This is a genomic window from Prauserella shujinwangii, assembly GCF_003001955.1.
GTDB classification, from domain to species: Bacteria; Actinomycetota; Actinomycetes; order Mycobacteriales; family Pseudonocardiaceae; genus Qaidamihabitans; species Qaidamihabitans shujinwangii.
Map to the genome: position 1 here is coordinate 389916 of NZ_PVNH01000001.1, position 22859 is coordinate 412774.

Here is a 22859-nt window from a genome sequence, read left to right on the forward strand (position 1 = left end):
CCCTGGCTACTCGTAGGTGACCGAGACCTCGTCGGTGATCGGCAGCGACTGGCACGCCAGCACGATCCCCTCGGCGATGTCCTCGGAGTCCAGTACGTCGTTGTCGAGCATCTTCACCTCGCCCGAGACGATGCGGCAGGCGCACGCGCTGCACTGGCCCTCCCGGCAGGAGAACGGCGCGTCCAGGCCCTCGGCGAGCAGGAGGTCCAGGAGTTTCCGCCGGCGGGGCCAGCGCAGCGTGTGCTCGGCGCCGTCGAGGGCGACGGTCAGCGTCGCCGGGGCGGCGTCCGCCTCGTCCCCCGAGTCCCCCGAGTCCCCCGAGCCCCCGGGTCCGGCGGTGCTTCCGGCGGGCTTCGCCTGCTCGAACGGGTTGCCGCCGAGCGAGACGAACTTCTCGATGTGGATCCGCGCGCGCGGCAGGCCCAGCTCCCTGAGCGCGGTGGTGGCCGCTTTCATGAACGGCCGGGGCCCGCAGACGAACGCCTCGCGCTCCGCGAACGGCTCCGCGAGCGCCCGCAGCCGCGCGGTGTCCGGCAGCCCCTGCACCGACTCCAGCCAGTGCACGACGGACAGCCGTCCCGGATGCGCGGCGGCCAGTTCCCGGAGGGGGTCCGCGAAGATCACCGACCGCTCGTCGCGGTTGGCGTACACGAGCGTCAGCCGCCCGCTGCCCGCGGCCAGCACCGAACGCACGATCGACAGCACCGGCGTGATGCCGCTGCCCGCGGCGAACAGCAGCAGGTCCTGGTCGAGCGAGGCGGGGGTGAACACGCCGCTGGGCGGCAGGATCTCCACCTCGTCGCCGGGCCGGAGGTGGTCGCAGATCCAGTTGGACGCGTAGCCGCCCTCGGTGCGCTTGACGGTGAACCGCGGTGCCTCGCCGGTGTACGGCGAGCTGGACAGCGAGTAGCAGCGCGCCACCGAGCCGCAGCGCTCGCTGGGCACGCGCACGGTGAGGAACTGGCCCGGCCGGTACTCGAACGCGCCGTCGAGCACCACCGAACGGGCGTCGGCCGTCTCGGCGACCACCTCCGCCACCCGCAGCACGTGGGAGGTCAGCTCAACCATGGCAGGGCAACCGTCCTTCGCGGACCGCCTCCGTGATGCTGTCGCTCAGCCGTTCGCACGTGTCCAGCAGCGCCGGATGCACGCCCGCCGCGGCCCGCTCGGCGAGGACCGGGCAGCTGGTGGACGCGTCGGTGGTCCACTGGATGCTGGTGTGCTGCGGGCTGTTCTTCTTCACCAGCACCGTGGTGCCGCACGAGCGGCAGTCCAGGGGGCGCAGCCCCTCGGTGAGGAACTCGTCGCGTTCGGCGAGCACGGTCACACCTCGGCCTGCTGGCGGGCGAGGTTCTCCTCGACCTCCTTCGCCCACACCTCGTTGGCCCGCGTGGTGTCCACCTCGAACTCGAACCGCCGCGTCATGTCCTCGGTCACGTCCGCGGCGTCCACATAGAACTGCTCGTACCACCGGCGAAGCTGGTAGACCGGCCCGTCCTCCTCGCACAGCAGGGGGTTGTCGATCCGCGACTTGTTCCGCCAGATCTCCACGTCCTGCATGAAGCCGACCCCGATGCTCTTGGCGAACTTGCCCGCGATCTTGTCGGCCTGCTCGTCGGACACGCCGGGCAGCTTCTTCACGATCACGCCCCACTGCAGCACGAACGAGTCCGGCGTGACCGGGTAGTGGCAGTTGATGAGGACGTTCTCGACCTCGATGCCCTGCCACGTGTTCAGCAGGTGGTTGATCATGTAGGAGGGGCCGTAGTAGGACGCCTCGGAGCGCAGCAGGTTCTCCTCGCCACCGTAGTTCGACGCCATGCCGACGTCGGGCCTGCCCTTGGTGTTGAGGTACTGGGTCGCGATGTGCCCCTCGAAGACGTTCTTGAAGTAGGTGGGGAACGCGAAGTGGATGTAGAAGAAGTGGGCCATGTCCACGACGTTGTCCACGATCTCGCGGCAGTTGGCGCCCTCGATCAGCACCGAGTCCCACGTCCAGTTGCTCCACTCGCCGCTGAACGCGCCGTCGATGCGGGGGATCACGACGTCGTCCGGCGGCGGGTTGCCCTCGGGGTCGTGCCAGACGAACAGCTGCTTGTTCTCCTCCAGGGTCAGCCACGACCGCGTGCGCGCCCGCAGCGGCACCCGCTTGGCGTAGGGGATCGACACGCACTTGCCGTTGCCGTTCCAGCGCCAGTCGTGGAACGGGCAGGCGATCTCGTCGCCCTTGACCGTGCCCTGCGTGAGGTCGCCGCCCATGTGCCTGCAGTAGCCGTCGAGCACGTTGAGCCTGCCGGTGGAGTCGGCGAACACGACGAGCTTGGTGCCGAACGCGTTGATCGCGTGCGGCTTGCCGTCGCGGAAGTGCTCCGCCAGCCCGAGGCAGTGCCAGCCGCGGGCGAACCGGGCCGGTGGGGCACCGGCGTCGATCGTGCGGACGGCGTCGGCCTGCGTCATGGGGTACCTCCAGCGTTCCGGGCCGTGGGCCGGGTCCGATTCTTGGCGGCGATGTGGTGCGCGGCAAGGTAGCCGAAGACCATGGCGGGGCCGATCGTCGCCCCGGGCCCCGCGTAGGTGCGGCCCATCACCGCGGCGCTGGCGTTGCCCGCGGCGTAGAGCCCTTCGATCACCGAGCCGTCCTCCCGCAGCACCCTGGCGTGCACGTCGGTGCGCAGCCCGCCCTTGGTGCCGAGGTCGCCGGGCACGATCCGCACCGCGTAGAACGGCGCCCGCTCCAGCGGGCCGAGGCTGGGGTTGGGCTTGTTGCGGGGGTCGCCGTAGTAGTGGTCGTAGGCGCTCTGGCCGCGCCCGAAGTCCTCGTCGGTGCCGGTCCTGGCGAAGCCGTTGAACCGCTCGACCGTGGCCGCCAGCGTGGCGGGCGGCACGTCGATCTTCTCGGCGAGCCGCTCGACCGACCCCGCCTTGACGGCGATGCCCGCCTGGTACCAGCGGCCCGGCAGCGGCTGGCGCGGCCCGAGCCCGGTGAACAGGTAGCGGTTGCGGTAGCGCTGGTCGAACACCAGCCAGGTGGGCATGTTGACGGCAGGTCCCTCGCCGGGGCCGTACATCGCGTGCACCGCCTCGACGTAGGGCGCCGACTCGTTGACGAACCGCTCGCCACGGCCGTTGACGAGGATGCAGCCGGGCCGGGAGCGTTCCGCCAGCGCGAACCACGGGCCGCCGGTGAGCGGGATGGTCGGCCCCCACCAGGCGTCGTCCATGAGGTCGACGGCGGCGCCCAGCGCCATGCCCGCGGTGATGCCGTCGCCGGTGTTGGCCTTCGCCCCCACGGTCCACTCGGTGCCGATCGGCGGGCGCTGGTACTTCTGCCGCAGCTGCTCGTTGTGCTCGAAGCCGCCGGAACCGAGCACGACGCCGTGCCGGGCCCGTAGCAGCACCTCCTCGCCGTCCCGTCGCGCGAGCACGCCGGTCACCACGCCGTCCTCGGTGTACAGGCCGGTCATCGGCGTGGACAGCCACACCGGGACGTCCGCCCTGAGCAGCCCGGCACGCAGCCCGGCGGCCAGTGCCTGGCCCATCGACAGCAGGCGGCGGCCCCGGATCCGGCCGGTCAGCCCGCGCAGCCCGAGCCGGAGCAGGCGCGCCATCCCGCGCGGGTGCCGCGCGATGAGGCTCAGCCAGCGGAAGTCGGCCTGGGTGAGCGGCACGCCGAGCGGTGGCGCGCTGTACGGCGGCTCCAGGTTCGCCAGCTCGGCGCCCAGCACCGTGCCGTCGAGCGGCCGGGGTTCCACCGAGCGGCCGCGGGCCCTGCCGCCGGGAGCCTCGGGGTGGTAGTCGGAGTAGTCGCGCACCCACCGCAGGCGCAGCGGCGTGTGCTCGTGCACGAAGGCGACGACGTCCGGGCCGTGAGCCAGGTAGGTGTCGCGGCGCTCGGCGGGCACGACGTCGCCGACGATCGCCTCCAGGTAGCGGCGGGCGTCCTCGGGGCTGTCCTCGATCCCGGCGGCACGCAGTGCCTCGTTGTTCGGGATCCACACACCGCCGCCGGAGCGGGCGGTGGAGCCGCCGAACGTCGCGGCCTTCTCGATGACCACGACCTCCAGGCCGAGGCGGGCGGCGGCGAGGGCGGCCGTCATGCCCGCCGCGCCGCTGCCGACCACGACCACATCGGCCGCCACGACGTCCGGAAGCAGCGCAGCCATGTCACCTCCGCAAACCTGAAACACGTTACAGACTTCTCGCCTGCTGCTCGTTGCCGTTAGCGTCACGATAGACGAGAACGTGTTTCAGTTCTAGGGTAGGTGACGTGGCGAGGCAGGACGGGGTGAGCGACGCGGAGGGCGCGGACGGCGCGGACGTCGCGGATGTCATTGTCGTCGGTTTCGGCGTGGCTGGCGCGTGCGCCGCGCTGGAGGCCGCCGAGGCCGGGGCCGACGTGCTGGTGCTCGACCGGTTCGGGGGCGGCGGCGCGAGCGCGGTCAGCGGCGGCGTGGTGTACGCGGGCGGCGGCACGGGCCCGCAGCGGGCCGCCGGGGTGGACGACTCGGTCGACGCGATGTACGACTATCTCCGCCTGGAGGCGGGCGACGTGGTCTCGGCGCGGACGCTGCGGCGGTTCTGCGCGGAGAGCGCGGGCATGATCGAGTGGCTGGAGGAGCGCGGGGTGCCCTTCGAGGGCAGCCTGTGCCCGGTGAAGACCTCGTACCCGAACGACGACTACTACCTCTACTACTCGGGTAGCGAGGCGGCGGGCGGGTTCCGCGACACGGCCAAGCCCGCCGCGCGCGGGCACCGGGTGCGGGGCAAGGGCACCTCCGGCAAGGTGCTGTTCACGCGGCTGGCCGCTGCCGCGCGGGGCCGGGGCGTGCGTGTGCTGCCGCGGTCCACGGCACGCGCGCTCGTCGTGGCGGGCGACGGCACGGTGACCGGCGTGCGCGTGTCCACCCTGCGGGACGCGCCGCCCTGGGCCCGCGCGGCGCACACGGTGCTGGGCCGCTACTCGGCGAAACCGGGGCTGTACGTGCCCGCGCTGCGCAAGATCCTGCAGCGCGGCGTCGAGGCGCTGGAGCGGCGGCACGGCCGGGAGGCGGAACTCACCGCGCGGCGGGGCGTGGTGCTGGCGGCCGGTGGTTTCGTCGCCAACCGCGCGATGCTGCGCGAGCACGCGCCCGCCTACCGGGGCGGGCTCGCGCTGGGCACCGCGGGCGACGACGGTTCGGGCATCCGGCTCGGCGTGTCCGCCGGGGGAGCGACCGCCGAGCTGGACCGCGTGTCGGCGTGGCGGTTCCTCACCCCGCCGAGCGCGTTCCTCGGCGGGGTCCTCGTCGACGAGCACGGGCGCCGGTTCATCGACGAGTCCCGCTACGGCGCCGCCGTGGGCGAGGCCATGGTCACGCGCTGCGACAGGCGGGGCTGGCTGCTCGTGGACGACGCGATCGTGCGGCAGGCCCGCCGGGAGGCGCGGCGGGAGAGCCAGTGGTTCCAGTGGCTGCAGACCCTGTACCTGCTGCGGGCGGGCCGCGTCAGCGCCGGTTCGGTCGCCGAGGTGGCGCGGCGCGCCGGGGTGGACGCGGACGGGCTGACGGCCACGGTGCGGGAGTACGGCGGGCCGGGACCCGATCCGCTGGGCAAGCCCGCGGAGTTCGTCCGGCCGCTGGCCTCGCCCCCGTTCTCGCTGATCGACGTGTCGATCCGGCCCAACCCCGGCTATCCCTGCCCGATGCTCACGCTCGGCGGGCTGGTCGTCGACGAGGACACCGGGCGGGTTCTGGACGAGCGGGGCGGGGCGATCAGCGGGCTCTACGCGGCGGGACGCACCGCGGTGGGAATCTGTTCCAGGTCCTACGTCAGCGGTCTGTCGCTGGCGGACTGCGTCTTTTCCGGCCGCCGCGCGGGAAAGCACAGCGCGGCCGGGGCGGGACGTGACAAAAACGAGAACGTGTTCTAGTCTTGGCCGGGTAAGCCGAGGTGACGGCATGATTCGTGAACGAGAACGGGGCGGAGTATGAGCGAGCAGGGCACCCACGCGGTGATCGCCGGGATCGGTGAGCTGCTGCCCACCCTGCGGGAACGCGCGCAGGAAGCCGAGGACGCGCGCCGGATCCCGGACGAGTCCATCAAGTCCCTGCAGGAGACCGGGTTCTTCAAGCTGCTGCAGCCGGTGCGGTACGGCGGGTACGAGGCCGACCCGGTGACCTTCTACACCGCCGTCAAGCTCGTCGCGAGCGCGTGCGGCTCCACCGGGTGGGTCGCGTCCATCCTGGGGGTGCACCCGTGGCACCTCGCGCTGTTCGACGCCCGGGCGCAGGAGGACGTCTGGAGCGAGGACGTCGACGTCCGGATCTCCTCCTCGTACGCCCCGATGGGCAAGGCGCGGGTGGTCGACGGCGGCTACCGGCTGTCCGGGCGGTGGAGCTTCTCCTCCGGCTGCGACCATGCCACCTGGGTGCTGCTCGGCGCGCCGGCGTTCGACGCCGACGGCAAGCCGGTCGATTTCTGCACCTACCTGCTTCCCCTCGCGGACTACACGATCGAGGACGTGTGGGACACGGTCGGCCTGCGCGGCACCGGCAGCAACGACATCGTCGTGGACGACGTGTTCGTGCCCGCCCACCGGGCGCTGAGCTTCCAGGCGACGTCGAAGTGCCGCACGCCGGGCCAGGAGGTGAACCCGGGACCGCTGTACAAGCTGCCGTACGGCTCGGTGCACCCGAGCACGATCACGGCCCCGATCATCGGCATGGCCCAGGGCGCCTACGACGCGCACGTGGAGTACCAGAAGAGCCGCGTCCGCGCAGCGTACATGGGTGAGCAGTCCAAAGAGGACCCGTTCGCCAAGGTCCGCATCGCCGAGGCGGCCAGCGAGATCGACGCCGCCTGGCTGCAGCTCACCCACAACATCGACGAGCTGTACCAGCTCGCGTGCGCGGGGGAGAAGCTGCCGTTCGCCACCCGGCTGCGGGTGCGGCGCGACCAGGTGCGCGGCACCGAACGGGCGATCGCCGCGATCGACCGGCTCTTCGAGAACTCCGGCGGGCGGGCGCTGCAGGTCGGCACACCGATCCAGCGGTTCTGGCGCGACGCGCACGCCGGGCGCGTGCACGCGGCCAACGACCCCGAGCGCGCGTACACCATGTTCGGCACCGGAGCCTTCGGGCTGCCCGTCGAGAACGCGATGGTGTGAGCATGGCCGAGGGCAGCTACGTCGAGGCGCGGCCGGGGCTGCGGCTGCACTACCACGAGGCGGGCACCGAGCACGCCGAGACCGTGATCCTGCTGCACGGCGGCGGTCCCGGCGCGTCGGCGTGGAGCAACTTCTCCCGCAACATCGGCGTGTTCGGCAAGGCGTTCCGCACGATCGCCGTCGACCAGCCCGGATTCGGCCGCTCCGACAAGCCGACCGACCACCCGCAGTACTTCACGCACAGCGCCGAGGCGGTCGTCGGCCTGATGGACGCGCTCGGCATCGAGAAGGCACACCTCGTCGGCAACTCGCTCGGCGGGGGAGCGGCGGTGCGGCTCGCGCTCGACCACCCCGGCAGGGCGGGCAGGCTCGTGCTCATGGGCCCGGGCGGGCTGTCGGTCAACGTGTTCGCGCCCGACCCGACCGAGGGCGTGCAGAACCTCGCCCGGTTCGGCGCGGAACCCACCCGGGAGCGGCTCGCGGACTTCCTCCGGGTCATGGTGCACGACCAGGCGCTGATCACCGACGAGCTGATCGAGGAGCGGTACGCCGCGGCCAGCACCCCGGAGGCGCTGGCGGCGATGGCCGCGATGGGCGCCTCGTTCACCCGGCCCGACACCTACGAGCAGGGCCTGCTCTGGCGCGAGGCGCACCGGCTGCGCCAGCGCGTGCTGCTCGTCTGGGGACGTGAGGACCGGGTCAACCCGCTCGACGGCGCGCTGCTGGCGCTGAAGACGATCCCGCGCGCGCAGCTGCACGTGTTCGGCCGGTGCGGGCACTGGGCGCAGCTGGAGCGGTTCGACGAGTTCAACCGGCTGGCGATCGACTTCCTGAAGGATGGGTGACGATGGGCATTCGCTCGCTCGGGTACCTGCGCATCGAGGCGACCGACGTGGCCGCCTGGCGGGAGTACGGGCTGAAGGTCCTCGGCATGGTCGAGGGCTCCGGCACCGACCCGGAGGCGCTGTACCTGCGGATGGACGACTTCCCGGCCCGGCTGGTGATCGTGCCGGGCGAGGCCGACCGGCTGGCGCAGGCCGGGTGGGAGGCGGCCAACGCCGGTGAGCTCGACGAGGTGCGGCGGCGCCTGTCCGAGCACGGTGTCCCGTTCAAGGAGGGCACGGCCGAGCAGCTGGCCGACCGGCGGGTCACCGAGCTGATCACCTTCGACGACCCGTCCGGGAACACGCTGGAGGTGTTCCACGGTGTCGCGTTGCAGCACCGGCGGGTGGTGAGCCCGTACGGGCACACGTTCGTGACCGGTGAGCAGGGGCTGGGCCACGTCGTGCTGTCCACCCACGACGACGACGCGGCGCTGCGGTTCTACCGCGACGTGCTCGGGTTCCGGCTGCGGGACTCGATGCGGCTGCCGCCGCAGATGGTGGGCAGGCCCGAGGACGGCGAGCCCGCGTGGCTGCGGTTCTTCGGCTGCAACCCGCGCCACCACAGCCTCGCGTTCCTGCCGATGCCCACGCCGAGCGGGATCGTGCACCTCATGGTCGAGGTGGAGAACACCGACGACGTGGGGCTGTGCCTGGACCGGGCGCTGCGGCGGAAGGTGCCGATGTCGGCGACGCTGGGCAGGCACGTCAACGACCTGATGCTGTCGTTCTACATGAAGACGCCCGGCGGGTTCGACGTCGAGTTCGGCTGCGAGGGGAGGCAGGTCGACGACGAGCGGTGGATCGCCAGGGAGAGCACCGCGGTGAGCCTGTGGGGCCACGACTTCTCGGTCGGGGCGCGGCCGTCGTGACCGCCGCGCCCGTGGTGGAGCCGTTCGACTCGGCCCGCTTCCGGTCGGTGCTCGGGCACTTCTGCACCGGTGTCGCGGTGGTCACCGGGCACGACGGCGCCGAGCCGGTGGGGTTCGCGTGCCAGTCGTTCGCGGCGCTGTCGCTGGAGCCGCCGCTCGTGCTGTTCTGCCCCGGCGTCGGCTCCCGCACGTGGCCGGTCCTGCGGCGCACCGGCCGGTTCGCGGTGAACGTGCTCTCCGGCGAGCAGCGCGGCGTGAGCGCGACGTTCGGCGCGCGCGGCGCGGACAAGTTCGCCCACGTGGAGTGGACGCCCGCGCCGTCCGGCTCGCCGGTGCTCGCCGGGGCGCTGACGTGGATCGACTGCGCGCTGGAGGCCGTGCACGAGGCGGGCGACCACTATGTCGTGATCGGGCGGGTCACCGCGCTCGGCGACGTGTCCGACGGCAGGCCCCTGCTGTTCTACCGGGGCCGCTACACGGTCACCGAGGACGAGCAGCCGGGGGAGATGTTCACCTGGCCGCGTCCCGACGACTGGTTCTGACCCGCGAGTCCCCCCGTTCCCGACCGCGGGTGCCGCGCTCAGGCGCGCGAGTGCCGCGCTCGGGTGAGGACCTCCTCGGCGCGGCGGCCCTGGGCACCGATCTCGCCGAAGGCGTAGCGGTACACCGTGCCGTCCCGCAGGTCCTCGAGCGGCCCGCCGAAGCGCCTGCCCGCGGGCGTGAGCTCCAGCGTGTACGCCCACCGGCTGAACACCAGCGCCACCCGCCGCCGCTCGCGGACCACGCGCAGGTCCCGGACCTGGCGCCAGGTGACCGAGAACCCGCCGACCGGGCGCTGGTCGATCGTGAAGCCGTCCCCGTCGACGGTGAGCAGCAGCCGCTGCCGGGAGATCGCCACGACCAGCAGCACCGCGAACGCGATCATCGGCAGGCCGAGCACGAGCCCCTGCAGCCGTCCCCGGTCGCCGCCCGCCGCGCCGGCGATCGCCAGCGCCGTCACCACGACCCCGCCCGCGCCGAGCACCGCGGCCGCGGCCCACCGCAGCCGCCGCAGGTCACGCAGCAGGTCGAGCACCACGACGTCGGTCATGACCCGCGAGGTTACCGCGCCCGCGTGTCCGGCACCTGTGCGCGGGAACGCAGCACTCGCGTGCCTGAGCGGGGGACTCGCGGTGCCGGACGGGGGACTCGCGGTAGCGTGGCGCATGGCGAACGGGCGGGTGGCCGTGGTGACCGGCGCGGGATCGGGGATCGGCAGGGAGATCGCGCGGGCGCTGCTCGCCGGCGGCTACCGCGTGGCGCTGGCGGGCAGGCGCCCCGGGCCGCTGCGGGAGGCGGCGGGTGACGCCCCCGGCGCGCTCGCCGTGCCCACCGACGTCACCGACGAGGCCGCCGTGGCGTCCCTGTTCGGCACGGTGCGCGACACCTGGGGCCGGCTCGACCTGCTGGTCAACAACGCGGGCGTGTTCGGCCCTCCTGGTGCGGTGGACACGTTGCCGGTGGACGACTGGCGGCGTGCGGTCGACGTCAACCTCACCGGCATGTTCCTGTGCGCGCGGGAGGCGGTGCGGCTGATGAAGGAGCAGGACCCGCGGGGCGGCCGGATCATCAACAACGGCTCGGTCTCGGCGCACAGCCCGCGGCCGGACAGCGTCGCCTACACCGCCACCAAGCACGCGGTGACCGGCCTGACCAAGTCGATCTCGCTCGACGGCAGGCCGTTCGGCATCGCCTGCGGGCAGATCGACATCGGCAACGCGGCGACCGAGATGACGGCGGGCATCGCCGACGGCGCGAAGCAGGCCGACGGCAGTGTCCGGGCGGAGCCGGTGTTCGACGTGCGGCACGTCGCCGACACCGTGCTCACCATGGCCGGCCTGCCGCTGTCGGCCAACGTCCAGTTCCTCACGCTGACCGCCACCGCGATGCCGTTCATCGGCCGGGGCTGAGCGCGGCGGGATCGTAGCGGCACCGCGCGTTCCACAGCAGGAACGAGTCCATGCCGTTGTCCGCCGCGGCCCTGATCTGCGCGCGGATCTCCTCGGGGCCGTAGTTCTCGCGGAGGCTGAACGCCTGCAGCCACGGGATCACGTCGGCGCGCCCTTCGGTCAGCTTCGCGAAGTGGGCCAGCGAGCGCGCCGTGATGTCGTACGGCTGGCTCTCCGGGTCCGCGACGCCGTACTCCCCGGGTCCCCAGTGCGAGGGGTACACCATGGGCGCGATGTAGTCGGCGTGCCGGGCCATGGCCGGGATGTCCTGGGCGATCTGCTCCGGCCTGCTGGCGGCGATGCCGAACACCGAGGCGCCGAGCAGCGTGCCGTGCTCGCGCACGGCGGTCCGGGTCTCCTCGAGGAAGCCGGTGACGGCGTCCGCCGCGGAGCCCTCCAGGCCGGGGAACCGCATGCTCGACCGGTCGCCGTCCGGGCGCCGGATGTAGTCGTAGAGGATGTCGTCGAAGCCGAGCCGGGCCGCTTCCTCGGCGAGGGCGATGTTGTACGCGCGCACGTCGGGATGGGCGAGGTTGGTGAACGCGTACTCGCCGTAGCCGCCCGTCCACGGTTGCCCTCCGGTGGTCTGCACCACGCGGTCCCGCTGCCCGCCGTGCCACGACGCCTCCGCGAGGATGGGATCCCGGAACACCACGATCCGGCCCACCACGCGCACGCCCAGCTCGTGCAGCCGGTCCAGTGCCGCCCGGGCGTCGTACAGGCCTCGCGTGGCGCCGATCTCGCGCGCGAGCGGCACCTGCGAGTCGTACCCGACCTCGCCGCTCTCGTCCTTGATGTCGAGCTGCACGGTGTCGATGCGGCCCTCCCGCGCCATCCGCAGCACCGGGTCGCGCAGCGTCGCGCTCGCCCAGGCGCTGGCGGTGAGGTGCACGGCGCGCATGCCGGGATGGCGCAGCGGGACGGTGGCGCGCTCGGTGGCCGTGTTGCCCGCGGCGTCCCTGGCCTCGACGGTGACCGTTCCGGCCCGGGAGTCGACCGGCGCGGAGAACCGGCCGTCCCCGGCCACGGGCACCGGCTCGCCGCCGACCCGCACCGACTCGGCGTCCCTGGCCAGGCCACGGAGTTCGCCGGACTCGCCGGGGGCCACCGGCTTAACGGGTTCCAGCGCCAGCTCCGGCGGCGTTCCGTCCACGGTGAACTCGATACTGGTGCCGCCGCCGGGGAGCCAGGCCATGGCCCCCGGCACGCGGACCTCCAGCCGGTGCGCGCCGTCGGCGAGTTCGGGGGAGTCGAGGCGGAGCAGGTCGCCGTCGCGGATCACCGGTGCCTGCTCCCCGTTCAGCAGGACCTCGGCCGCGCCGGGGTCGCCGGTGCGGACGGCCATCGTCCGCAGCGTCGACGGGCTGACGACCGCGTCCTCGGCGAGCCCGGTGACGGTCACGTCGGGGCGGGTCCACACCACCACGGACACCGCCCCCACGGTCAGCACCGCGACGACGAGCACGGCCAGCCAGCCTCGTCGGAACCGTCGAGCATCCACCATCCTCGCCACCCTGGCACGCGGCCCTGGCCAGGTCGAGCCAACTGGTCTAAACCAATTATCCGGTCTCCCCGGCCACGAGCGCGGGCAGCCGGGCCAGGTGCTCGTGCGGCTGCCCGAACAGCTGCGCGCTGCCGTGGGCGCGCTTGAAGAACCGGTGCGCCTCGTGCTCCCAGGTGATCGCGATCCCCCCGTGCAGCTGGATCATCTCCGCGGCGACGGCCGAGAACGCCTCCGAGCAGTGCGCCTTGGCCACCGCCGCGAGCCGGGGCCGGTCCACCTCGGCGGCCTCGGCCGCGGCGTACGCCGCCGAGGCCGCGGTCTGCACGAGCACGTACGCGTCGGCCAGCCGGTGTTTGAGCGCCTGGAACGAGCCGATCGGCCTGCCGAACTGCCTGCGCTGCGCGCAGTACCCGACGGTGATCTCCAGCGCGCGTGCCGCGGCGCCCGCCTGCTCGGCGGCCAGCGCGACACATGCGGCGTCCCTGGCCCCGGCCAGCGCGGCACGCCCGGCGCCCGCGACGCGCCTGCCCCGCGCGCCGGTCAGCGTGACGGTCGCGAGCGCGCGGCTCTGGTCCATCGCGGGCGCCCGCGCGCACCGCACCCCCGCGCCGCCGGGGGCCACCTCGAACACGGCGGGGCCGTCGTCCGTCGCGGCGACCACGAGCAGCACGTCGGCGTCCGCGCCGTCGAGCACGTAGTGCGCCGTGCCGTCCAGCACGTCGCCGTCCGCGGCGCACGCGGCCACGTCCGGGTCCCACCGGCCCTCGGGCCCCGTCCACGCCACCGCGGCCGTGACGCTGCCCTCGGCCAGTCCGGGCAGCAGCCGCGACCGGGTCTCGTCGTCGGCGGCGGCGGCCAGCAGCGTCGTCGCCAGCACCGCCGAACCCAGGAAGGGCGCCGGGGACAGGCCCCTGCCCAGCTCGTCGGCGACCACCGCCGCCTCGGCGAGCCCGGCGCCGAGCCCGCCGCAGTGCTCGGGTACCAGCAGCCCGGCCACGCCCACCTGCTCGCACAGTGGTGGCCACGCCCGCTCCGGGGCCCGTTCCAGCACCGCGCGCACCGCGGCGCGCAGGTCCGCCCGCTCCTCCGCGGACGTCACCGGACCGACCCCGCCCGCAGCGCGGTGAGCACCCGGCTCCGGTGGAACGCCTGGGTGCCCCAGGTGCCGGTCAGCGCCCGCACCTTCGCCAGCCACAGGCCCAGCGGGTGCTCGGCGGTGTAGCCGATCGCGCCGTGCACCTGCAGCCCCGTGCGCGCCGCGAGGTACGCGGCGTCGGCGGCCGCGACCCGGGCGGCCGAGACGTCGCGCGGCACGTCCCCGCCCGCGTCGAGTGCCACCGCGGCGCCGTACACCAGCGGCCCGGCCAGCTCCAGCCGCGTGGCCACGTCGGCGAGCAGGTGCTTGACGGCCTGGAACTCGCCGATCGTGCGGCCGTACTGCACCCGTTGCCTGGCGTAGTCCACCGAACGGTCCAGCAGCCACCGGCCCGCGCCGAGCAGCTGCGCCGCGGTCGCCAGCGCGGCCTGGTCGAACGCCCGTCCCGGATCCGGGCAGGACGCGATGACGTCGCCGGGCACCGCCTCGAACAGCCGCCGCGAACCGTCCACACCGGACAGCGACCGGCCCGGGGTGAACACGCGGAGGTCCGTGCCGTCCACCGCGATCCGCGTGTCGGCGACGTCGGCGTCCAGCGCGTGCGGCACGTGCGGGTCCCAGCGCAGCGACGCGAGTGTCTCGCCCGCGGCGACCCCGGCCAGCAGCTCGTCGTCGAGCAGGGCGGGCAGCGCGGCGGCCGTGTCGGTCCACGGTCCGGGCACGCCGTGGTAGCCGAGCCGCTCGAACGCCACCACGAGCTCCACCGCGCCCGCGCCGAGACCGTCGCGGTGCTCGGGCACGGCCAGCGCGGTCACGCCGACCTCCGCCAGCCGTCGCCACAGCTTGAGCCCGGGCTCGTGCTCGCCGCCCGCCCACCGCCGTGCGACCGTGGCCACGTCGGCGGCGGACAGCAGGCCGGTCAGGCTTTCCGCGAACTGCCGCTGCTCGGCGGAGAGTGCGAACCTCATCGCGGCCCCCTCGGCAGGCCGAGCAGCCGCTCGGCCACGGTGTTGCGCTGGATCTGGTCGGTGCCGCCGTAGATCGGACCCGCCAGCGCGAACAGCCAGCCGTCCAGCCACGGCCCGCGCAGCTCGGCCGACGGTCCCAGCAGGTCGAGCGCCGTCTCGTGCAGCGCCACGTCCAGCTGTGACCAGAACAGCTTGTTCACGCTCGACTCCGGGCCGAGCTCCGCGCCCTCGGCCAGCCGGGTCACGGTGCCGTAGGTGTAGAGCTGGTAGGCGCGTGCCCCGATCCAGGCGTCGGCGACACGCCCGGCGAGCGCGGGGTCGGCAGCCTCCTCGCGGCGCCACAGGTCCACCAGCCGGGCCGCGGCGGCGAGGAAGCGGCCGGGGCTGCGCAGCGAGAGCCCGCGCTCGTTGTTGGCGGTGGTCATCGCCACGCGCCAGCCGTCGCCCGGCTCGCCGATCACGTCGGCGTCGGGTACGTACACCTCGTCGAGGAAGATCTCGGCGAACCCCGGCTCGCCGTCGAGCTGGGCGATCGGGCGCACCCGCACCCCCTCGGCCCGCAGGTCGACCATCACGTAGGTGAGGCCGCGGTGCCGCTCGCTGTCCGGGTCGCTGCGGAACAGGCCGAACGCGCGGTCGGCGAACGCCGCGCGGGAGCTCCACGTCTTCTGCCCGGACAGCAGCCAGCCGCCGTCGGTGCGGGTGGCCGTGCTGCGCAGGGCCGCGATGTCACTGCCCGCGTCCGGCTCCGACCAGGCCTGCGCCCACACCTGCTCGCCCCGCGCCATCGGGGGCAGCACGCGGCGGCGCTGCTCGGCGGTGCCGTGCGAGAACAGGGTCGGCGCCAGCATGAACAGCCCGTTCTGGTTGACCCGGCCCGGCGCGCCCGCCGCGTAGTACTCCTCCTCGAACAGCACCCATTCGAGCAGGCTCGCGTCCCGCCCGCCGTACTCCTCCGGCCACGCCACCGCCGACAGGCGCGCGTCCGCCAGGAGGGCCTCCCACTCGCGGTGCCGCGCGAAGCCCTCCGCCGTGTCGAACGACGGCAGTGGCGTACCGGGCACGTGCTCGGCGAGCCAGTCGCGCACCTCGGCGCGGAACGCGCGGGCGTGCTCGTCCAGGTCCAGGTCCACGGCTCAGCCCTTTCCCCCCGACTCACGCATCGAGCGCGCGGTCTGCCCGCCGAGCGAGTCGCCGCCGGAGACCTCGGCGTTGTGCGCGTGCGCGAAGTGGTGCAGCCCGAACACCGAGTCCATGCCACTGCGCAGGCCCATCAGGTCCTCCGCCTGGTTGACGGCCTTCTTGGCGAGGGCGAGCCCGAACCGGGGCATGGCGGCGATCCGCTCGGCCAGCGCCCGCGTCTCCTCGGCCAGCCGGGCGCGCGGGACGACCCGGTTCACCATGCCCCAGCGCAGGGCCTGCTCCGCGTCGAACCGGTCGCCGGTGAACAGCACCTCCTTCGCCGCGCGCGGCCCGAGCACCCACGGGTGGGCGAAGTACTCGACACCCGGGATGCCCATCCGCACCACGGGGTCGGCGAAGAAGGCGTCGTCGGCGGCGACGATCAGGTCGCACACCCACGCGAGCATGAGCCCGCCCGCCACGCACGCGCCCTGCACGCCGGCGATCACCGGTTTCGGGATCTCCCGCCAGCGGCGGCACATGCCGAGGTAGACCTCCGACTCGCGGGCGAGCCGCGCGTCGCCGCCCGCCTTGTCGACGTGGTCCCACCACAGCACGGCCTTGCGTTCGAAGGAGACGTCGGCGTCCCGGCCGGGGGACCCGATGTCGTGCCCGGCCGAGAAGTGCTCGCCCGCGCCGGCGAGCACGATCACCGAGACCTCGTCGTCGTCGACGGCGCGGGCGAAGGCCGCGTCCAGCGCGTAGGTCATGGCCGAGTTCTGCGCGTTGCGGTACTCGGGCCGGTTCATCGTCACCACGGCCACGGGCCCGGTGCGCTCGTAACGCACGGTCTCGGTCATGCCTTCTCCCTCAGCTCTCGTTTCAGCACCTTGCCCGAGGCGTTGCGCGGCAGGGACCCGGTGAACTCGACCCGCCGCGGCACCTTGTAGTTGGCCAGCCGCTCCCGGCAGAACGTGACGACGTCCTCAGTGGACAGATCGTGGCCGGGCCTGCGCACGACGAACGCCTTGCCGACCTCGCCGAGCCGGTCGTCGGGGACACCGACCACGGCGGACTCGGCCACCCCGTCGAGCCGGGCGAGCGCCTGCTCGACCTCGGCGGGGTAGACGTTGAAGCCGCCGCAGACGTACATGTCCTTGATGCGGTCGGTGATCGTGAGATTGCCGTGCTCGTCGAGCGAGCCGACGTCACCGGTGTGCAGCCACCCCTCGGCGTCGATCGCCTCGGCCGTGGCGGCGGGGTCGTCGAGGTAGCCGAGCATGGTGTGCGGTCCGCGCAGCAGGATCTCGCCGGTGCCGGGATCGGTGCGCACGGTGAAGCCCGCGGCGGCACGCCCCGACGTGCGGGCGATGGTCTCCACGTCGTCGCCGGGCTCGCACATGGTGGCCACGACCGCCTCGGTGAGCCCGTACGCGGTGAGCACCGTGCCGAAACCCAGCTCGGTGCGCATGCGCTCGACGAGGGTGACCGGGACGGTCGCGGCGCCGGTGACCGCGAGCCGCAGACTGGACAGATCGTGGACGTCCCGCGCGGGATGGTCGAGCAGCATCTGATAGATCGTGGGCGCGCCGGGGAACACGGTGATCCGCTCGCGCTCGATCACGCGCAGGGCCGCCTCGGGATCGAACGTCGGCTGCGGCACGAGCGTGGCGCCGCGCAGCAGCGCCGCCACGATGCCGGCCTTGTAGCCGAAGCTGTGGAAGAACGGGTTCACGACGAGGTAGCGGTCGCCCTCGGTGAGCCCGCCGCGCTCGGCCCACGCCGCGGCGACGGCGACCGTGCTGCGGTGGCTCGTCACCGCGCCCTTGCTGCGGCCGGTGGTGCCGGAGGTGAACAGGATGTCGGCGACGTCGTCCGGGCGCACCGCCTCGGCCCGCGCGCCGGCGGCGGGGTCGTCACCGGGCAGGTCCGCCCACTCGACCACGCCCTCCTCCGGGCGTGGCGGTTCCTCGACGGGAATCCGCACCACGGTCGGCGGGGGCGTGCCGCCCGCCGAGCGCAGGGCCGCGAGCCGGTCGGTGCCGAGGAACGGGCCCGCCACGAACAGCGCCGCGGCCCGGCTGCGGTCGAGGACGTCCCGGATCTCCGGGCCGGTGAAGCGGGTGTTGACCGGGACGAGCGTGGCGCCCGCGGACAGGGCGCCCAGCGCGGCGACCACCCAGTGCCAGGTGTTGGGGGAGCAGACGGCGACCCGGTCGCCCGCCGCCACCCCGCGTGCGGCCAGCATGCCCGCGCAGCCGCGCACGCGCCGGTGCAGTTCGGCGTAGTCGAACCGGACCGGCCCGTCCACGACGGCCTCGCGCTCGGGGAACCGGCGCGCCGCCCGCGCCAGCGCGGCCGGGACGGTCTCCGCGTCCTCGTCGATGCGCATCACCATCTCCCTAGCAAGTGCTTGGTAGGGTAGCCTACGCACGACGCCGAGTTTTGAACAGACCGCGGTGCGAACAGAGGAGAAGCCGTTGCGGGACGACGAGTTCCGGGAGCGGGTGCGGACCTGGCTCGAGGACAACCTGACGGGCGAGTTCGCCGCGCTGCGCGGGCTCGGCGGTCCCGGCCGCGAGCACGAGGCGTTCGCCGAGCGCGTGGCCTGGGAACGGCATCTCGCCGCCGCGGGCTGGAACTGCCTCGGCTGGCCTGCCGAGCACGGCGGGGCCGGCGCCACCCTGGAACAGCAGGTCATCTTCCACGAGGAGTACGCCAGGGCACGGGCTCCCGCCCGGGTGAGCCACCTCGGCCAGGAACTGCTCGGTCCCACGCTGATCGCGTTCGGCACCCCGGCGCAGCAGCGCCGGTTCCTGCCACCGATCCGGGACGTCGAGGAGCTGTGGTGCCAGGGCTACTCCGAGCCCGGCGCGGGCTCCGACCTCGCCGCGGTGTCCACCTCCGCCGCGCTCGACGGCGACGAGTGGGTGGTGACCGGGCAGAAGGTGTGGACGTCGCTGGCGCACGTGGCCGACTGGTGCTTCGTGCTCGCCCGCACCGAGCCGGGATCGGCGCGCCACCACGGCCTGTCGTACCTGCTCGTGCCGCTGCGGCAGCCGGGTGTCGAGGTGCGCCCGATCCGGCAGCTCACCGGCACCTCCGAGTTCAACGAGGTGTTCTTCGACGGCGCCCGCACGGCGCGGGATCTCGTCGTGGGCGCCCCGGGAGACGGGTGGCGCGTCGCGCTCGGCACGCTGGCGTTCGAGCGCGGGGTGGCCACGCTGGGCCAGCAGGTGGGCTTCCGGCGGGAGCTGCGGGCCCTCACCGAGGAGGCCGAGGCCGGCGGGGCCGCGCGCGACCCGGCGATCGCCGAGCGGCTCGCGCGGGCGTGGGCCGGGCTGGAGGTGATGCGGGCGCACGCGGTGCGCACGCTCGGCGACACCGCACCCGGTGTGGCCGAGGTGTCCAAACTGGTGTGGGCCAACTGGCACCGGGCGCTGGGCGAGCTCGCGATGCTCGTGCGGGGGGCCGCGTCCCTGGTCGCCGAGGCCGAACCGTACGAGCTCGACGAGTGGCAGCGGCTGTACCTGTTCAGCCGCGCCGACACGCTCTACGGCGGATCCAACGAGATCCAGCGCAACATCATCGCCGAGCGCGTGCTCGGCCTGCCGAGGGAGGCGCGACCGTGATCCCGCTGCCGGACTATCCCCAGGGGGCGAACCTGTTGCGGGACAAGGTCGTCGTGGTCACCGCGGCGGCGGGCACCGGGATCGGGTCCGCGGTCGCCAGGCGGTGCCTCGAGGAGGGTGCCGCGGTCGTGCTCAGCGACGCGCACGAGCGCAGGCTGGGGGAGAAGGCCGACGAGCTGGCCGGGCTCGGCGCCGTGCACGCGATCCCGTGCGACGTGACCGCCGAGGAGCAGGTCCAGGCCCTCGTCGACGGCGCCGTGCGGCGGTTCGGCCGCATCGACGTGCTGGTGAACAACGCGGGTCTCGGCGGGAGCAGGTCCATCCTGGACATGACCGACGAGGAGTGGTCGCGCGTGGTCGACGTCACCCTCAACGGCACCTTCCGCGCCACGCGGGCCGCGGCCCGGCGGTTCCTGGCGCAGGGCGGGGGCGGCGCGATCGTGAACAACGCGTCGGTGGTCGGCTGGCGGGCACAGGCCGAGCAGGCGCACTACGCGGCGGCCAAGGCCGGGGTGATGGCGCTGACCCGGTGCGCGGCCGTGGACGTGGCCCCGCACGGCATCCGTGTCAACGCGGTGGCGCCGAGCCTGGCGATGCACCCGTTCCTGGCGAAGGTCACCACGGAGGAACTGCTCGCCGAGCTCACCGAGCGCGAGGTCTCCGGCCGGGCGGCCGAACCGTGGGAGGTCGCCAACGTCATGGTGTTCCTCGCCAGCGACCTCGCGTCGTACCTGACCGGCGAGGTCGTGTCCGTGAGCAGCCAGCACCCATGAGGAGCACGATGAGCAAGGAATCCCCGCGCAGGACCGAACTGCTGGCGCTGGCCGCCCGGCTGTTCGCCGAGCGCGGCTACGTGTCCACGACGGTGCGCGACATCGCCGACGCGGCGGGCATCCTGTCCGGCAGCCTCTACCACCACTTCGACTCGAAGGAGTCGATGGCGGACGAGATCCTGCGGGGATTCCTGGACGAGCTGTTCGGCACCTACGCCGAGATCGAGGCGGCGGAGCTGGGGCCGCGCCGGACCCTGGAGGCGGTGGTGGTGGCCTCGTTCGACGCGATCCACCGCAGGCCGCACGAGGTCGCGATCTACCAGAACGAGGCCAAGCACCTGGCGCAGTCGGAGCGGTTCTCCTACCTGGACGAGCGCAACACGGAGTTCCGGCGGCTGTGGAACCGGATCCTCACCGACGGGGTGCGGGCCGGCGTGTTCCGGGAGGATCTCGACGTCGAACTGGTCTACCGGTTCCTCCGCGACACGGTCTGGGTGGCCGTGCGCTGGTACAACCCCGAGGGGCCGCTGGCGGCGGACGCCGTGGCGAAGCAGTACCTCGGGATCCTCCTGGACGGGATCGCCACCGGCAGGCGCCGGGCGGGGAAGTAGAGGTGTCGTGATGGCGGAGGCGTACCTTCTCGACGCGGTCCGCACGCCGGTCGGCAGGCGCGGCGGCGGGCTGAGCGCGGCCCACCCGGCCGATCTGGGCGCGCACGTGCTGCGGGCGGTGGTGGAGCGGGCCGGTGTCGAGCCGGGGCTGGTGGACGACGTGATCCTCGGCTGCACCGACACGCTGGGCCCGCAGGCGGGCAACATCGCCCGGACGGCGTGGCTCGCGGCGGGTTTCCCCGACCACGTGCCCGGGGTGACGGTGGACCGGCAGTGCGGGTCGAGCCAGCAGGCGGTGCACTTCGCCGCGCAGGCCGTGCTGTCCGGCACGATGGACCTCGTCGTGGCCGGGGGCGTGCAGAACATGAGCCGGATCCCGATCAGCGCCGCGATGCTGGCCGGGCGCGAGTACGGGTTCGCCGACCCGTTCTCCGGGTCGGCAGGCTGGCAGGAGCGCTACGGCGGCGCCGAGATCTCCCAGTTCTCCAGCGCGGAGATGATCGCGCGGCACTGGGACCTCTCCCGCGAGGACATGGAGGCCTACGCCTACACCAGTCACCGCAGGGCGGTCGCCGCGCTCGACGAGGGCCGGTTCGCCGCGGAGACCGTGCCGTTCGGCGACCTGGCGCACGACGAGGGCCCGCGCCGCGACACCAGCCGCGAGAAGATGGCGGGGCTGCCCCCGCTGAACCCCGGATCCCGGCTGACGGCGGCCGTGGCGAGCCAGATCTCCGACGGCGCCAGCGCGGCGCTGCTGGCGTCGGAGTCGTTCGTGCGGGAGCACGGGCTGACGCCGAGGGCGCGCGTCCACCACCTCTCGGTGCGGGCGGCCGATCCGGTGTGGATGCTCACCGGGCCCATCCCGGCGACCGCGCACGCGCTGCGCCGGACCGGCCTGACAGCGGACGACATCGACCTGTTCGAGGTGAACGAGGCGTTCGCCAGCGTGGTGCTGGCCTGGCTGGACGAGACCGGAGCCGACCCGGAGCGCGTCAACGTCAACGGCGGCGGCATCGCGCTGGGCCACCCGATCGGCGCCACCGGGACGAAGCTGCTGGCGACCCTGCTGCACGAGCTGGAGCGCCGCGGCGGCCGCTACGGCCTGCAGACCATGTGCGAGGGCGGCGGCACCGCGAACGTCACCATCATCGAACGCCTCTGACCCGCGCCTGCCTCACCCGCCCTCGTGAGTGGGAAACGTTGTTCTAACCACGTTTCCCACTCACGAGGGCAGGCAGGCGGGCCAGGATCCCGGTGGCGTCGGCGACGATACCGTCCACCAGCTCGGCCACGCTCGGCACGTCGTCCAGCAGTCCCACCACCTGCCCGGACGCCAGCACGCCCGCCGAGGTGTCGCCCTCGACCAGCCCGGCGCGCAGCAGCATCGGCGTGTTGGCGGCCATCACGATCTGCGCCCACGACCGCTCGTGCCGCAGCGCCAGGCCCTCGCGCACCAGCGCGCGCCACGACACCCCGGTGAGCCTGCGGAACCGCACCGCGTTGGCCACCGCCCTGGCCAGGCCCGCCACGCGGCCCGACCGTTCCAGCGAGTCCACCAGCTCGGTCCGCAGCACACGGTGCGGCAGGCCGTCCACCTTCCGCGTCACGACGGTGTCGCCCGGACCGCGTTCCAGGTAGGCCCGCTTCACCGCGTCCGGGACCGTGCTCTCGCGCGTCAGCAGGAACCGGGTGCCCATCGCCACCCCGGCCGCCCCGTACGCGAGCGCCGCGGCGAGGCCTCTGCCGTCGAAGAACCCGCCCGCCGCGACCACGGGGATGTCCACGGCGTCCAGCACCGACGGCAGCAGCAGGGTCGTCGCGACCCCGCCGGTGTGCCCGCCGCCCTCGCCGCCCTGCACGATCACCGCGTCCGCGCCCCAGCCGGCGACCTTCTCGGCATGCCGGGCGGCGCCCACCGACGGCATGACCACCACCCCGGCGTCCTTCAGCCGCGCGATCATGTCCCGGCGTGGGGCGAGCGCGAACGACGCCACCCGCACGCCCTCGCGGATCAGCAGGTCCACCCGGCGGTCGGCGTCCTCGGCGTCGGCCCGCAGGTTCACCCCGAACGGGCGGTCGGTGCGTTCCTTGACGTCCCGCACCGCGGCGGCGAGCTCGTCGAACGTCATCGTGGCCGACGCGAGGACGCCCAGCGCGCCCGCCTCGGCGGTCGCCGACACCAGCCGCGGCCCCGCGACCCAGCCCATCCCGGTCTGCACCACCGGATGCCGGACCCCGGTCAGCTCCGTCAGCGGGGTGCGCAGCGCG

General features: G+C 73.7%; 22 protein-coding genes. 10 read left to right on the plus strand and 12 right to left on the minus strand.

Translation table 11 applies throughout. From position 1 onward, the window contains the following. Positions 1 to 6: 6 nt before the first annotated feature. From B0I33_RS01750 to kstD, 4 genes are read right to left on the minus strand one after another with little or no spacing between them, the layout of a single operon-like run. Positions 7 to 1068 carry a ferredoxin--NADP reductase gene (locus tag B0I33_RS01750; protein WP_106176700.1) on the minus strand — a complete coding sequence of 354 codons (1062 nt, stop codon included), beginning with the start codon at positions 1066 to 1068 and terminating at the stop codon, positions 7 to 9. Beyond that, positions 1061 to 1321: a hypothetical protein gene (locus B0I33_RS01755; protein ID WP_106177000.1), complete on the minus strand. Its 261-nt coding sequence runs from the start codon at positions 1319 to 1321 to the stop codon at positions 1061 to 1063. The genes B0I33_RS01750 and B0I33_RS01755 overlap by 8 nt, the downstream gene beginning before the upstream one ends. Before the next feature lie 2 nt (positions 1322 to 1323). Continuing rightward, complete coding sequence (locus B0I33_RS01760; RefSeq protein ID WP_106176701.1) at positions 1324 to 2457, minus strand: 3-ketosteroid-9-alpha-monooxygenase, oxygenase component; 1134 nt, start codon at positions 2455 to 2457, stop codon at positions 1324 to 1326. Continuing rightward, positions 2454 to 4163: a 3-oxosteroid 1-dehydrogenase gene (kstD, locus tag B0I33_RS01765; protein WP_106176702.1), complete on the minus strand. Its 1710-nt coding sequence runs from the start codon at positions 4161 to 4163 to the stop codon at positions 2454 to 2456. Before kstD ends, B0I33_RS01760 begins: the two co-directional genes overlap by 4 nt. 104 nt (positions 4164 to 4267) lie before the next feature. Here kstD and B0I33_RS01770 point away from each other — a divergent pair, with 104 nt between their 5' ends. From B0I33_RS01770 to hsaB, 5 genes are read left to right on the plus strand one after another with little or no spacing between them, the layout of a single operon-like run. Next, positions 4268 to 5908 (plus strand): FAD-binding protein, encoded by a 1641-nt coding sequence (locus B0I33_RS01770; protein WP_245900385.1) that lies wholly within the window; start codon positions 4268 to 4270, stop codon positions 5906 to 5908. Between the two features lie 57 nt (positions 5909 to 5965). Continuing rightward, complete coding sequence (gene hsaA / locus B0I33_RS01775) at positions 5966 to 7144, plus strand: 3-hydroxy-9,10-secoandrosta-1,3,5(10)-triene-9,17-dione monooxygenase oxygenase subunit (RefSeq protein WP_106176703.1); 1179 nt, start codon at positions 5966 to 5968, stop codon at positions 7142 to 7144. A gap of 2 nt (positions 7145 to 7146) precedes the next feature. Then, on the plus strand, positions 7147 to 7989 hold the full coding sequence (gene hsaD, locus B0I33_RS01780; protein WP_181193141.1) for a 4,5:9,10-diseco-3-hydroxy-5,9,17-trioxoandrosta-1(10),2-diene-4-oate hydrolase: 843 nt from the start codon (positions 7147 to 7149) through the stop codon (positions 7987 to 7989). 2 nt (positions 7990 to 7991) lie between these two features. Continuing rightward, positions 7992 to 8897 carry an iron-dependent extradiol dioxygenase HsaC gene (hsaC, locus tag B0I33_RS01785; protein WP_106176705.1) on the plus strand — a complete coding sequence of 302 codons (906 nt, stop codon included), beginning with the start codon at positions 7992 to 7994 and terminating at the stop codon, positions 8895 to 8897. After that, positions 8894 to 9439 carry a 3-hydroxy-9,10-secoandrosta-1,3,5(10)-triene-9,17-dione monooxygenase reductase subunit gene (hsaB, locus tag B0I33_RS01790; protein WP_181193142.1) on the plus strand — a complete coding sequence of 182 codons (546 nt, stop codon included), beginning with the start codon at positions 8894 to 8896 and terminating at the stop codon, positions 9437 to 9439. The genes hsaC and hsaB overlap by 4 nt, the downstream gene beginning before the upstream one ends. A 38-nt stretch (positions 9440 to 9477) precedes the next feature. On the opposite strand, the gene B0I33_RS01795 is transcribed toward hsaB, so the two are convergent. Further along, positions 9478 to 9987 (minus strand): hypothetical protein, encoded by a 510-nt coding sequence (locus B0I33_RS01795; RefSeq protein ID WP_106176706.1) that lies wholly within the window; start codon positions 9985 to 9987, stop codon positions 9478 to 9480. A gap of 115 nt (positions 9988 to 10102) precedes the next feature. Between B0I33_RS01795 and B0I33_RS01800 the strand changes: the two genes are divergently transcribed. After that, complete coding sequence (locus B0I33_RS01800) at positions 10103 to 10846, plus strand: SDR family oxidoreductase (RefSeq protein ID WP_106176707.1); 744 nt, start codon at positions 10103 to 10105, stop codon at positions 10844 to 10846. Here B0I33_RS01800 and B0I33_RS01805 read toward each other — a convergent pair. From B0I33_RS01805 to B0I33_RS01830, 6 genes are read right to left on the minus strand one after another with little or no spacing between them, the layout of a single operon-like run. Beyond that, positions 10830 to 12389, minus strand: a complete 1560-nt coding sequence (locus B0I33_RS01805) for a putative glycoside hydrolase (protein ID WP_106176708.1) — start codon at positions 12387 to 12389, stop codon at positions 10830 to 10832. The genes B0I33_RS01800 and B0I33_RS01805 overlap by 17 nt on opposite strands. Before the next feature lie 55 nt (positions 12390 to 12444). Further along, on the minus strand, positions 12445 to 13488 hold the full coding sequence (locus tag B0I33_RS01810; RefSeq protein ID WP_106176709.1) for an acyl-CoA dehydrogenase family protein: 1044 nt from the start codon (positions 13486 to 13488) through the stop codon (positions 12445 to 12447). Continuing rightward, positions 13485 to 14453 (minus strand): acyl-CoA dehydrogenase family protein, encoded by a 969-nt coding sequence (locus tag B0I33_RS01815; protein ID WP_106176710.1) that lies wholly within the window; start codon positions 14451 to 14453, stop codon positions 13485 to 13487. The genes B0I33_RS01810 and B0I33_RS01815 overlap by 4 nt, the downstream gene beginning before the upstream one ends. Continuing rightward, entirely contained in the window at positions 14450 to 15586 is a 1137-nt protein-coding gene (locus B0I33_RS01820) for an acyl-CoA dehydrogenase family protein (protein ID WP_106176711.1), read from the minus strand. Before B0I33_RS01820 ends, B0I33_RS01815 begins: the two co-directional genes overlap by 4 nt. A 3-nt stretch (positions 15587 to 15589) precedes the next feature. Further along, entirely contained in the window at positions 15590 to 16435 is an 846-nt protein-coding gene (locus B0I33_RS01825) for an enoyl-CoA hydratase (RefSeq protein WP_106176712.1), read from the minus strand. Further along, positions 16432 to 17967 carry a FadD3 family acyl-CoA ligase gene (locus B0I33_RS01830; RefSeq protein WP_106177003.1) on the minus strand — a complete coding sequence of 512 codons (1536 nt, stop codon included), beginning with the start codon at positions 17965 to 17967 and terminating at the stop codon, positions 16432 to 16434. The genes B0I33_RS01825 and B0I33_RS01830 overlap by 4 nt, the downstream gene beginning before the upstream one ends. A gap of 88 nt (positions 17968 to 18055) precedes the next feature. On the opposite strand from B0I33_RS01830, the gene B0I33_RS01835 reads away from it, so the two are divergent. Genes B0I33_RS01835 through B0I33_RS01850 form a run of 4 tightly spaced genes read left to right on the plus strand, consistent with a single transcriptional unit; the run spans position 18056 to position 21753 of the window. Further along, complete coding sequence (locus B0I33_RS01835; protein WP_106176713.1) at positions 18056 to 19207, plus strand: acyl-CoA dehydrogenase family protein; 1152 nt, start codon at positions 18056 to 18058, stop codon at positions 19205 to 19207. After that, positions 19204 to 19980, plus strand: a complete 777-nt coding sequence (locus B0I33_RS01840) for an SDR family oxidoreductase (protein ID WP_106176714.1) — start codon at positions 19204 to 19206, stop codon at positions 19978 to 19980. Before B0I33_RS01835 ends, B0I33_RS01840 begins: the two co-directional genes overlap by 4 nt. Positions 19981 to 19988: 8 nt before the next feature. Further along, on the plus strand, positions 19989 to 20591 hold the full coding sequence (locus B0I33_RS01845; protein WP_245900386.1) for a TetR/AcrR family transcriptional regulator: 603 nt from the start codon (positions 19989 to 19991) through the stop codon (positions 20589 to 20591). Positions 20592 to 20601: 10 nt separating this feature from the next. Continuing rightward, a complete protein-coding gene (locus B0I33_RS01850; protein WP_106176716.1) occupies positions 20602 to 21753 on the plus strand; it encodes an acetyl-CoA C-acetyltransferase in 1152 nt (383 codons plus the stop codon). A 43-nt stretch (positions 21754 to 21796) separates the two neighbouring features. On the opposite strand, the gene B0I33_RS01855 is transcribed toward B0I33_RS01850, so the two are convergent. After that, a complete protein-coding gene (locus B0I33_RS01855) occupies positions 21797 to 22855 on the minus strand; it encodes an NAD(P)H-dependent flavin oxidoreductase (protein WP_106177004.1) in 1059 nt (352 codons plus the stop codon). Between the last annotated feature and the right edge of the window lie 4 nt (positions 22856 to 22859).